Annotated in this window: 10 protein-coding genes; 7 read left to right on the top strand and 3 right to left on the bottom strand. The window is 68.8% G+C overall.

All coding sequences use genetic code 11. The annotated features are described in order from the left end of the window. Positions 1–21 precede the first annotated feature (21 nt). The gene (gene cutA, locus ACTIGJ_RS13320) at positions 22–342 is read right to left on the bottom strand and encodes a divalent-cation tolerance protein CutA (RefSeq protein ID WP_439640815.1); all 321 of its coding nucleotides are present in this window, start codon (positions 340–342) and stop codon (positions 22–24) included. A 187-nt stretch (positions 343–529) separates the two neighbouring features. On the opposite strand from cutA, the gene ACTIGJ_RS13315 reads away from it, so the two are divergent. The 3 genes from ACTIGJ_RS13315 (at position 530) to ACTIGJ_RS13305 (ending at position 4,389) form a co-directional block, all read left to right on the top strand. Beyond that, positions 530–1,570 (top strand): CobW family GTP-binding protein, encoded by a 1,041-nt coding sequence (locus tag ACTIGJ_RS13315; RefSeq protein WP_439640814.1) that lies wholly within the window; start codon positions 530–532, stop codon positions 1,568–1,570. Between the two features lie 72 nt (positions 1,571–1,642). Continuing rightward, complete coding sequence (thrS, locus tag ACTIGJ_RS13310; RefSeq protein WP_439640813.1) at positions 1,643–3,559, top strand: threonine--tRNA ligase; 1,917 nt, start codon at positions 1,643–1,645, stop codon at positions 3,557–3,559. Continuing rightward, positions 3,559–4,389, top strand: a complete 831-nt coding sequence (locus tag ACTIGJ_RS13305) for a M23 family metallopeptidase (protein WP_439640812.1) — start codon at positions 3,559–3,561, stop codon at positions 4,387–4,389. The genes thrS and ACTIGJ_RS13305 overlap by 1 nt, the downstream gene beginning before the upstream one ends. A 6-nt stretch (positions 4,390–4,395) precedes the next feature. On the opposite strand, the gene ACTIGJ_RS13300 is transcribed toward ACTIGJ_RS13305, so the two are convergent. Next, positions 4,396–5,022 carry a pyridoxamine 5'-phosphate oxidase family protein gene (locus ACTIGJ_RS13300; RefSeq protein ID WP_439640811.1) on the bottom strand — a complete coding sequence of 209 codons (627 nt, stop codon included), beginning with the start codon at positions 5,020–5,022 and terminating at the stop codon, positions 4,396–4,398. A gap of 69 nt (positions 5,023–5,091) precedes the next feature. Between ACTIGJ_RS13300 and ACTIGJ_RS13295 the strand changes: the two genes are divergently transcribed. Next, positions 5,092–6,441: an alkaline phosphatase PhoX gene (locus ACTIGJ_RS13295; RefSeq protein ID WP_439640810.1), complete on the top strand. Its 1,350-nt coding sequence runs from the start codon at positions 5,092–5,094 to the stop codon at positions 6,439–6,441. Here ACTIGJ_RS13295 and ACTIGJ_RS13290 read toward each other — a convergent pair. Next, entirely contained in the window at positions 6,438–7,769 is a 1,332-nt protein-coding gene (locus tag ACTIGJ_RS13290) for an MFS transporter (protein ID WP_439640809.1), read from the bottom strand. The genes ACTIGJ_RS13295 and ACTIGJ_RS13290 overlap by 4 nt on opposite strands. Before the next feature lie 123 nt (positions 7,770–7,892). On the opposite strand from ACTIGJ_RS13290, the gene ACTIGJ_RS13285 reads away from it, so the two are divergent. The 3 genes from ACTIGJ_RS13285 (at position 7,893) to ACTIGJ_RS13275 (ending at position 11,867) form a co-directional block, all read left to right on the top strand. Continuing rightward, a complete protein-coding gene (locus ACTIGJ_RS13285; RefSeq protein WP_439640808.1) occupies positions 7,893–8,339 on the top strand; it encodes a beta-lactamase hydrolase domain-containing protein in 447 nt (148 codons plus the stop codon). Between the two features lie 30 nt (positions 8,340–8,369). Continuing rightward, on the top strand, positions 8,370–10,280 hold the full coding sequence (locus ACTIGJ_RS13280) for a B12-binding domain-containing radical SAM protein (RefSeq protein ID WP_439640807.1): 1,911 nt from the start codon (positions 8,370–8,372) through the stop codon (positions 10,278–10,280). A 123-nt stretch (positions 10,281–10,403) separates the two neighbouring features. Further along, entirely contained in the window at positions 10,404–11,867 is a 1,464-nt protein-coding gene (locus ACTIGJ_RS13275; RefSeq protein WP_439640806.1) for a cellulase family glycosylhydrolase, read from the top strand. The last annotated feature ends 44 nt before the right edge of the window (positions 11,868–11,911 follow it).

Raw genomic sequence — 11,911 nt, 5'->3', positions numbered from 1 at the left:
CGGGGACGGGTGTGGGACAGCTCAGCGGACGGCTGCCACCAGCCACTGCAGGTAGGCCGGCAGGCCAGCGGCGATATCGACCGCCACCACCTCCGGAAGTTCGTACGGATGGCGCTGGCGCACGCCGGCCTCCAGCGCCGCGTAGCGCGCGGCAGTGGTCTTGGCGATCAGCAGCGATTCGTCGGCGCGTTCGACGGCATCCTGCCAGCGGTAGACCGAGCGCAGGCCGGGCAGCACATTGACGCAGGCCGCCAGCCGCGCCTCGACCAGCGCAGCAGCCAGCGCTTCGGCGGCGTCGGGCGGGCAGCTGATCAGCACCAGCAGGGCGGCATCGGGGTTCATGGCGAACAGAGTGTGCCGCGTGCGCGGCGTTCGCGGGATGGCCGGGCGCGCGCAGCCGCAGCGTCCGCCCGCAGGTGATTTTGCGTGGCGATGCCGCGATGCTGGCGTCCCGACCGCTGGAGTGCCGATCGATGACCCATTCCGTCCGCGTCAGCCGCCGCGCGGCACGCCGCCAGGACCGCGCCCGGTGAGTGCGGCGGCGATCCCGGTAACGGTGCTGACCGGCTTTCTCGGCGCCGGCAAGACCACGCTGGTCAACCGCCTGCTGCGCGAAGCGCATGGCCGGCGCTTCGCGGTGATCGAGAACGAGTACGGCGCCGTCAATGTCGATGCCGACCTGCTGGTCAACGGTGGCGGCGAAACCATCGTCCAGCTCACCAACGGCTGCGTCTGCTGCACGGTGCGCGGCGATCTGGCCGACGCGCTGGAACAGCTGGCCGCCCGGCGTGCGGCTGGCGAGATCGCCTTCGACCACGTGCTGATCGAGCCGACCGGGCTTGCCGATCCCGGCCCGATCGTGCGCACCTTCATGGCCGGTACGGCCCTGCAGGCGCGCTACTTCCTCGATGGCGTGGTGACCCTGTTCGATGGCCTGAACGGCCTGCGCTCGCTCGGTGAATCGGTCGAGGCGCAGGCGCAGCTGGCCTATGCCGACCGGGTGCTGGTGACCAAGACCGATCTGCTCGACAGTGCAGCGGCGGTCGAGGCGGTGGTCGCCAAGGTCAGTGCTGCCAATTCGGTGGCCGTGGTCGCCGCGATCGATCTGCTTACGGCGCCGTGGGACGAGATGTTCGACAAGCTGCTGCAGCTGCGCGGCTACCAGTTCGACCGCGTGGTGTTTGCGCCGGCGCTGACCGACAGCAACCGCGTCGAGCACACGCGCGGCGTCGGCAGCGTGCTGTTCACCGCCGAGTCGCCACTCGATGGCGCGGACCTGAAAGCCGCGCTGGCGGCGATCGATCAGCGTTACGGCGAGCAGCTGTGGCGGATCAAGGGCGTGCTGGCGATCCACGGCCTGCGCAGCCGGATCATCCTGCAGGGCGTCCAGGGCCTGCTGCAGACCCATTCCTCGACGCCGTGGCGGATGTTCGAACCGCAGCGCACGCAGCTGGTGCTGATCGGCCGCGATCTCGACCGCGACTGGCTGCTGCAGCAGCTGGGCGACTGCGTGGTCGCGCCGGCTGAGCCATCGATCCACGGCGTGCCGATGCCGCGCCGGCCGGGCTGAAGGCGCAGGGGGCGGGGGCGGGCTAAAATCCGCGTCCCTGACGCCGCTCCCTGCGGCGCATCCGAAGCCGCCATGTCCATCTCCGCTCCGATCCGCATTACCTTCCCCGACGGCAACGTCAAGCAGTTCGATGCCCCGCCGACCGGCCTGGCGATCGCCACCGGCATCTCGCCCGGCCTGGCCAAGAAGGCCGTGGTGGTCAGGGTCAACGGTGAGCTGTGGGATCTGACGCGGCCGATCGACCGCGACGCCGCCTTCGAGATCGTCACCCGCGACAAGCCGGAAGCGCTGGAAGTGATCCGCCACGACGCCGCCCATGTGCTGGCGCAGGCGGTGCAGGAGCTGTTCCCGGGCACCCAGATCACCTTCGGGCCTTCGACCGAATACGGCTTCTATTACGACTTCGCGCGCGAGGTGCCGTTCACCGACGCCGATCTGGCGACCATCGAGCAGCGCATGCGCAACATCGTCAAGCGCGATCTGCCGATCGTCCGCGAGGTCTGGTCGCACGAAGTGGCCGTCGCCCACTTCGAGCGGACCGGCGAGCGCTTCAAGGCCGAATGGATCCGTGATGGCATTGCGGCTGATGAGGAGCTGACCATCTACAAGCAGGGCGATGCCTGGCTCGACATGTGCCTTGGCCCGCATCTGCCGTCGACCGGCAAGCTTGGAACAGCCTTCAGACTCACTCGGGTGTCGGGTGCTTATTGGCGCGGCGATGCCAGCAATGCTCAGTTACAGCGGATCTACGGGCTAGCGTTCGCCAACGACGCCGATCTCGAAGCCCATCTGAAGATGGTCGAGGAAGCCGAGAAGCGCGATCACCGCAAGCTGGGCAAGCAGCTCGACCTCTATCACCAGCAGGAAGAAGCGCCGGGCATGGTGTTCTGGCACCCGAAGGGCTGGGCGATCTGGCAGGCCGTGGAGCGTTACGTGCGTGGCGTCTACAAGGCCGGCGGCTATCAGGAAGTGCGCGGCCCGCAGATCATGGATGTCAGCCTGTGGAAGAAGAGCGGTCACTGGGACAACTACCAGGACAACATGTTCTTCACGGAAAGCGAGAAGCGCACCTACGCGGTCAAGCCGATGAACTGCCCCGGCCACGTGCAGATCTACAACGCAGGCCTGCACAGCTACCGCGACCTGCCGATCCGCTACGCCGAGTTCGGCGGCTGCCACCGCAACGAACCCAGCGGCGCGCTGCACGGGATCATGCGGGTGCGTGCCTTCACCCAGGACGACGGCCACATCTTCTGCACCGAGGCCCAGGTCGAAGGCGAAGTCACCCAGTTCCACCGCCAGGCGATGAAGGTCTACAGCGATTTCGGCTTCACAGATCTCGCGGTGAAGCTCGCGCTGCGGCCGGACAAGCGGCTCGGCAGCGACGAGGCCTGGGATCGCGCCGAAAGCGCACTGCGCGCCGCGCTGACGGCAGCTGGTGTGGCCTGGGAAGAACTGCCCGGCGAAGGCGCGTTCTACGGCCCGAAGATCGAGTACCACCTGAAGGATTCGATTGGCCGCAGCTGGCAGGTCGGCACCATCCAGTACGACCCGATGATGCCGGAGCGCCTCGATGCCTCCTATGTCGACGAGCACTCGCAGCGTCAGCGGCCGATCATGCTGCACCGGGCCATCGTCGGTTCGATGGAGCGCTTCATCGGCATCCTGATCGAACACCATGCCGGTGCGCTGCCGTACTGGCTGGCGCCGGTGCAGGTCGTGGTCGCGCCGATTGTCTCCGACGCCGATGGCTATGCCAGCGAAGTGGCGGCGGCGCTGTCGGCGATCGACGTCCGCGTGCAGACCGATCTGCGCAACGAAAAGATCAACTACAAGATCCGCGAGCATTCCCTGCAGAAGGTGCCGGTGATCGTCGTCGTCGGCCGCAAGGAAGCCGAGGAGCGCACCGTGACCCTGCGCCGGCTGGGCTCGGAGCGGCAGGAGACGCTACCGCTGGCCGACGCACTCGCGCAGCTGAAGTCGTCCTGATGCGCCGCCGCGCACTGCTGGCGCTGCTGGCCGCGCCGCTGCTGGCGCAGGCCGCAGCGCCATCGGCGCCCTATGTGCTGCGCGCCGGCAGCTGGGAGCAGGGCAGCCTGCTGGTCGGCGAAACCACGCCGGGTGCGGCGGTGAGCTTCGAAGGCCGCAAGCTGACCGTGTCGCCCGAGGGCCTGTTCGTGATCGGCCTCGACCGAGATGCGAAATCGCCGGTAGCGCTGTCGATCACCGCGCCCGGCGGCAAGCCGGTCAGCGAAAGCCACAAGGTGGCCAGGCGCAAGTGGGACGTGCAGCCGCTGACCGGCATCGCGCCGAAATACGTCGACCCGCCGCAGGACGTGCAGGACCGGATCGCCGCCGAGCAGAAGGTCATCGCCGCCGCGCGCAGCCGCGACACCGCGATCAGCGATTTCGCCACGCCGTTCGTGTGGCCGGCCACCGGCCGCATCAGCGGCATCTTCGGCAGCCAGCGGGTGCTCAATGGCAAGCCGAAATCGCCGCACTACGGCGTCGATGTCGCGGTGCCGGTCGGTACGCCGATCGTCGCTCCGGCCGGCGGCGTCATCAGCCTCGCCGAGCCGGATCTCTACTTCACCGGCGGCACCGTGTTCATCGATCACGGCCACGGCCTGCAGTCGGTGATGGTTCATCTGTCGCGGCTCGACGTGAAGGTCGGTGACCGCATCGAGCAGGGCCAGCCGATCGGCCTCAGCGGCGCCACCGGCCGGGTGACCGGCCCGCATCTGCACTGGGGCCTGTACTGGTTCGGTGATCGCGTCGACGCCCAGAAGCACACCGGGCCGATGCCGGCGAACCCGTAGCCGTTCTCAGCGTTCGCGCGCTGCGGCCTGCAGCGCCGTCACCTCGGCCTGCAGGGCTTCGATCCGCGCCAGCAGCGGTGCCACCGTCGCGTGAACCTGCGCCTCGGTGTAGCGCGGCGTGATGTGCTGCGAGCAGTTCCAGTCGAAGGCTTCGACGGTGATCACTGTGATCCGCTCCATCGCCGCCCGGTACGGATACGGCCGCAGCGCGGCGACCAGCGCCGGATCGGCGTCGGCGACCTCGCTGGACTGCAGGCGGCCGAGGATCTTCAGCCGGCGGCGGTGCTGGTAGTCGACCAGGAACAGCGCCACCCGATCATTGACCGACAGGTTGCCGGCGGAGATGTACTGCCGGTTGCCGCGAAAATCGGCGTAGGCCAGCCGCTTCGCATCGAGCACCTTGAGAAAGCCGGGCGGTCCGCCGCGATGCTGCACGTACGGCCAGCCGGTTTCGCTGACGGTGGCCTGGTAGAAGCTGTCGCGGCTGGCGATGAACGCCGCTTCGCTGCTGCCCAGCCGATCGAAGCCGGCGTTGTCGGCCTCATAACGGGCCATGTCGTGACGCGCGCCGTAATGTTCCTGGCGGGCCTGCACGGCAGCGGTGAACATCAGCTCGGCGTAACGGTGGGGCATGGCGGCGTCATCCAGCAGTCAAGTGCCGACCTTACGATTCGCGATTGAACAATTCCACGATCCACGCCCATGCACTTCGATCCGCACCGTCAACGCTGGCAGCGCCGGCCCAGCCCTGAGCATCGGCAGGTGATTCCGGACGGCCTCGATCGACGCAGCCTGCTGCGCGGCGGCCTGCTCGGCCTGGGGCTGGTTGCGGTCGGCGGCGCGCTGGCCAGCTGCACCGGCAACGCCAGTCACGAGTCGCCGGGGCCAGCGCCCGGCGTCAACCCGGCCGGTGCCGGCCGCATCGGCGACATCGGCCCGCTGTCGACCCACCCGGACGCCAACGGCCTGCTGCTGCCCGCCGGCTTCACCGCCACCGTGATCGGCCGCGCCGGCGAGTTCGTGCCCGGCACCGATTTCCTCTGGCATACCGATCCCGACGGCGGCGCGGTGTTTCCGCGCAGCGGCGGCGGCTGGGTCTACGTGTCGAACCGCGAGTTCCTGACTGGCGGCGTCGATGCCATCGAATTCGCGGCCGACGGCCGCATCGTGCGCGCCTACAACATCCTGCCGGGGCTGCTGACGCGGCTGAACTGCGGCGGCGGCGTGTCGCCGTGGAACACCTGGTTCAGCGCCGAGGAATTCGATACCGGCGTGGTCTGGGAATGCGATCCGTACGGCGTCGAGCCACCGCGCCGGCTGGCGGCGCTCGGCACCTTCAAGCACGAGGCGGTGACGGTGGATCCGGCCAGCCACACGGTCTATCTGACCGAGGACGAACCGGACGGCCGCTTCTACCGCTTTCTGCCGAGCACACCGAACCTTGGCGGCCGCGCCGACCTCAGCGCCGGCCGCCTGCAGGTGATGCGGGTGCAGGCCGATGCGGCGGTCGTCAACGCGCCGGGGCAGGGCGGCCGCTTCGCGGTCGACTGGCTGGACGTGCCGACGCCGAACCCGCTGCTCGGCGGTCTCGTGCTGGCCACGCCGACCCGCCGGCAGGTGCCGGACAGCTTCGCGTTCAACGGCGGCGAAGGCATCTGGCAGCAGCGCGGCATCGTCTACTTCAGCACCAAGGGCGATCGCCGCGTCTGGGCGCTGGACATCGCAGCGCAGGCGGTCGAAGTGATCTACGACGATTTCGCGTTCGCCACGCCACCGCTGACCAGCGTCGACAACATCGTCATGACGCCGGGCGGCGACGTGATCGTCGTCGAGGATCAGGCCGCCGAGCAGTCGGCGGTGGCGATCACGCCCGACGGCCGCTACCAGGAACTGGTGCGGCTCGGGCCGGACCACGCGGGTTCCGAAGTGACCGGTCCGGCGTTCTCGCCGGACGGCCGTTTCTTCTACTTCAGCTCGCAGCGCGGCAGCAGCGGCCGGGCCGGTGTCGACGGCGTGACCTACGCCGTCGAGGGGCCGTGGTTGCGCAGCTAGACCGTCCGCAGCGCCCGTACCGCGCGCGCCGGCACCAGCAGCAGCGTCGCCAGCCCGCCGGTGATCGAGATGCCGGCCATCAGCAGCAGGCCGGCGTCGAGGCTGCCGGTGGCGGTCTTCATCCAGCCGATGATCGACGGGCTGACGAAGCCGCCGAGGATGCCGATCGAGCTGATCACGGCGATGCCGGCCGCAGCGGCTTCGCGGCTCAGGTAGGTCGGCGGGATCGCCCAGAAGACGATGCACGAGAACGAGAAGAACGCCGCCACGCACAGCAGCAGCATGGTCGGCCAGAAGGCGCCACCAACCAGGGTCGTTGCATAGAGCGCGCTGGTGCCGAGGAACAAGGTGGTGGCGACGTGCCAACGGCGCTCCAGGAAATGGTCCGAGGACCAGGACACCAGCAGGATGCCGAGGCCGCCAGCGGCGAACGGCAACGCGCTCCACAGGCCGACCGCGCCCAGCGAGCCGACATCCAGCGCCTTGATCAGGCTCGGCAGCCAGAAGGTGAACGTGTACACCGAGCAGGCGCAGCAGAAGTAGATGCCGCCCATCACGTAGGTGCGTGGATCGCGCAGTGCGGCGATCGCGCTGGCGCGACCGTGGTCCTGACCGTGGGCCGGGGCGCTGGCGGATTCCGAACCGGTCAGCGCGCGGTCGCGGTCGAGCACGGTCTGCACCAGCACCTTTTCGGAGGCGGACAGCCACGGCGCGTCCGCCGGCCGGTCCGACAGCAGCCGGTAGATGACCAGCCCGAACAGCGCCGTCGGCAGGCCTTCGAGCACGAACAGCCACTGCCAGCCGGCGTAGCCGTACACGCCGTCCATGCCCGACAGGATCGCCCCGGACAGCGGCCCGCCGAGCACGCCGGTGACCGGGATGCCGAACAGGAACAGGCCGGTGACCCGGCCGCGCCGGTGGCTCGGGTACCACCAGGTCAGGTACAGGATCACGCCGGGAAAGAAGCCGGCCTCGAACACGCCGAGCAGCAGCCGCACCGTGTAGAACTGCCAGGGCTCGACGACCAGCATCGTCGCCGCCGAGGTCAGCCCCCAGAGGACCATGATGCGCAGGAAGGTCAGCCGCGCGCCGACCTTCTGCATCCACAGGTTGCTCGGCAGTTCGCAGAGCAGGTAGCTGATGAAGAAGATGCCGGCGCCGACGCCGTAGACCGCATCGGAGAAGCCCAGCGACTGCTTCATCTGCAGCTGCGCGTAGCCGACGTTGATGCGATCGAGGAAGGCCAACACGTAGGCGATCATGATCACCGGCACGATGCGTAGGTCGATCCTGCGGTAGACAGCTTTTTCGGCAGCGGCGTCGATCACGGTGCGATTGTCGTTGTTGTTGTGGAAACGTCCCCGCCGCGATGTTACGCAAAGGATTTGCTGCCGGCAGCGCAACGGCCCGCTTACACTCTCGGCCCACGCCATCTGCCCACGAGGACCGTCATGACTGCTCCGACCCTGTTCAACGAACGCCGCCCGTCCGACACCATCTGGACCGCCGGTGCGGTCGCCCCGGAGCAGTTCGGCGAGCTTAAGGCCGCCGGCGTCAAGCGCGTCATCAACCTGCGGCCGCGCGCCGAGCAGGGCGAGTTCGACGAATCGGCCACGGTGTCGGCCTGCGGCATGCAGTACGCCAACCTGCCGATCGCCGGCCCGCAGGATCTGACCCTGGCCAACGTCAAGGCCTTCGATGCGCTGATGGCGGAGGCCGGCGACGACAGCACGGTCGTCCACTGCGCCAGCAACAACCGGGTCGGCGCGCTGTTTGCGCTGCGGGCCGCGTGGATCAAGGGCGTGCCGGCCGACGAAGCGCTGGCCATCGGCCGCGCCCACGGCCTGCTGGCGATGGAACCGGCGGTCGCCGCACTGCTGGCGCAGGGCCCGGCCTGAGTCCGAGATTCGTTCATGGCGGGTGATGCAATGAGCACGATGGCAACGCCGCGCGTGCTGTCGCTGATCCCGCCGATGACGCAGCTGAATACGCCGTATCCGTCGACGGCCTACCTGACCGGCTTCCTGCGCAGCCGCGGCATCGATGCGGTGCAGGACGATCTGGCGCTGAAACTGGTGCTGGCACTGTTCAGCCGCGACGGGCTGGTGGCAATCAAGGCGGTGGTCGATGCGCTGCCGCCGTCGCGGCACAGCGAACCGGTCGCCTCGTTCGTCGCGCAGCACGACCGTTATGCGGCGACCCTCGCGCCGGTGATCGCCTTCCTGCAGGGCCAGGATTCGACCTTGGCCAGCCGCATCGTCACCCGCCGCTTCCTGCCGGAAGGCCCGCGCTTCGCCTCGCTCGATGTCTATGTCGACGACGACGGCGGCGACCCGCTGGCCTGGGCTTTCGGTGCGCTCGGCATCCACGACCGGGCCCGCCATCTGGCGACGCTGTATCTGAACGATCTCGCCGACGTGCTGCGCGATGCCGTCGATTCGCGCTTCGAGTTCGTGCGCTACGCCGAAAAGCTGGCCGCCAGCCAGCCGAGCTTCGATGGCCTGGCGGCGGCACTGGCCGCGCCGCGCAACCTGGTCGACGACACGCTGCATCAGCTCACCCTGGTGACGCTCGAACAGCATCGCCCGCAGGTGGTGCTGCTGTCGGTGCCGTTTCCCGGCGCGGTCTATGCCGCGCTGCGCATCGCGCAGACGATCAAGGCGCAGGACGCCGGCATCGTCGTCGTGCTCGGCGGCGGTTACGTCAACACCGAACTGCGGCAGCTCGCCGAGCCCCGGCTGTTCGACTTCGTCGACTACGTGACCCTCGATGCCGGCGAGCGGCCGCTGCTGGCGCTGCTCGATCATCTGGCCGGCGGCCGGGGCGTCGACAGGTTGTGCCGGACGTTCCGGCGCGACGAAGCCGGCACCGTGCGCTACGAAAACGGCAGCGGCGAGCCGGACATCGCCTTCAACGAGGTCGGCACGCCGACCTGGGACGGGCTGCCGATCCGCCGCTACCTGTCGCTGCTCGACATGCTGAACCCGATGCACCGGCTGTGGAGCGACGGCCGCTGGAACAAGCTGACCGTCGCCCACGGCTGCTACTGGAAGCAGTGCAGCTTCTGCGACATCTCGCTCGACTACATCTCGCGCTACGACGCCGCCAGCGCCACCGTGCTGGTCGATCGCATCGAGGCGATCATCGCCGAGACCGGCCAGACCGGCTTCCACTTCGTCGATGAAGCCGCGCCGCCGAAGGTGCTGAAGGCGCTGGCCCAGGAGCTGATCCGGCGCGGCGTGTCGATTTCCTGGTGGGGCAACATCCGCTTCGAGAAATCCTTCAATCCAGCGCTCTGCCAGCTGCTCGCCGACAGCGGTTGCATCGCCATTTCCGGCGGGCTGGAAGTGGCGTCCGACCGGCTGCTGGCGCTGATGAAGAAGGGCGTGTCGGTGGCCCAGGTGGCGCGGGTCACGCAGGCGTTCAGCGAGGCCGGCATCCTGGTCCACGCTTACCTGATGTACGGCTTCCCGACGCAGACCGTGCAGGACACCGTCGATGCGCTGGAATACGTGCGCCAGCTGTTCGAGGAAGGCTGCCTGCAGTCCGGCTACTTCCACCGTTTCACCTGCACCGTGCATTCGCCGGTGGGCCTGGATCCTGCATCGTACGGCGTGACCCTGGACCCGCTGCCGCACGGAGGCTTCGCCCGCAACGACATCAACTTCACCGACCCGACCGGCGTCGATCACGACGCCCTCGGCGTCAGCCTCAACAAGGCGCTCTACAACTACATGCACGGCATCGGCCTGGATACCGACGTGCGCCGCTGGTTTCTCGACACGGTGCCGAAAACCCGGGTTCCGAAGCGGTTTGTCGCGCAGGCACTGAGCAGCTGATCACGGCCTGCGCCGCGCACGCAGCCGAAGCCGGCGCGCGCCGTGGCAGAGTCGCTGCGACAACTTCCTGACACCACCGAGGCGGCCGTCTGGCCGCCCGACACCCATGCATCCGGGGACAACATGAGCAAGCTCACGGCGGCCGTGGCCGCGCTGCTGGTGGCCGCGACTGCCGCGCTGGGCAGCCTGCCGGCAGCGGCCTATTCGGTCAGTGGCCGGCAGATCTACGACGACGCCGGCCGGGTGATCCAGCTGAAGGGCATCAACTGGTTCGGCTTCGAAACCACCAACCACACGGTGCACGGCCTGTGGGCACGCAACTGGAGGCAGATGATCCAGCAGATGAAGGATCTCGGCTTCAACGCCGTGCGCCTGCCGCTGTGCCCGACCACCGTGCGCGGCATCACGCCAACCAGCATCGACTACAGCCTCAATCCGGACCTGGCCGGCAAGAACTCGCTGGCGGTGCTCGATGCCGTGATCGCCGAACTCGATCGCCAGGGCCTGTACGTGCTGCTCGATCACCATCGTCCGGACTGCCAGGCGATTTCCGAGCTGTGGTACACGCCGTCGTACCCCGAGGCGCAGTGGCTGGCCGATCTCCGCTTCATCGCCAACCGCTACCGGAACCGGCCCCGGGTGATCGGCATCGACCTGAAGAACGAGCCGCACGGCGCGGCGACCTGGGGCAGTCGCAATGCCGCCACCGACTGGAACCAGGCCACCGGCCGCGCCGCCACCCAGGTGCTGGGCGCGGCTCCGCACTGGCTGATCTTCGTCGAGGGCATCGCCGGCCAGACGTCCTGCAATTCCGGCGAGCCGGTGTTCTGGGGCGAGAACCTGGCGCCGATCGCCTGCACGCCGTCGCCGGTGCCAGCCAACCGCCTGGTGCTGTCGCCGCACACCTACGGGCCGGACGTGCACGTGCAGCGCTACCACGAGGCCGCCAACTTCCCGGCCAACATGGCGGCCATCTGGGAGCGGCACTGGGGTTTCGCGATTCCGTACGCGCCGGTGGTGCTCGGCGAGTTCGGCGGCAAGTACGGCGAAGGCCATCCGCGCGACCGGGCCTGGCAGAACGCGCTGGTCGACTACCTGATCGGCAAGCGCGTCAACAGCGGCTTCTACTGGAGCTGGAACCCGAACAGCGGCGACACCGGCGGCGTGCTGCGGGACGACTGGCGCACCGTGCGCAACGACAAGATGGACCTGCTGCGCCGCTTCTGGGCCGGCCGCAGCAGCACCGGCGGCGGGAGCACCGGCACCACCACCGGCGGCACGTCCGGCAGCGGCGGTGGCGGCAGTTCCGGTGGCCATGCCGGCGGTGGCGCGGCGCCGACCCTGGGCGTCACCGTGCAGCAGACCTCGGACTGGGGCGCCGGTTACTGCGCGTCGGTGGTGGTGCGGAACTTCGGCACCACGGCGGTCGACTGGCAGGTCGAACTGGGCATCGAAGGCCGGCTGAACCAGGTCTGGAACGCGGTGGTCACGCAGTCCGGCCAGCGGCTGCAGGCGCAGGGGGTCGACTGGAACCGTTCGGTGGCCCCGCAGGCCGCGCGCGACTGGGGCTACTGCGCCGATCGCTGAACCTGCGGACGGCGTGTCGCCGCCGCGCAGGCGCAACCGATGGC

The sequence above is a fragment of the Nevskia sp. genome, from assembly GCF_051860985.1.
Taxonomy (GTDB): Bacteria; Pseudomonadota; Gammaproteobacteria; order Nevskiales; family Nevskiaceae; genus Nevskia.
Note: the sequence above shows the minus strand (reverse complement) of the source record. Positions and strands in the feature narration are given on the sequence as shown.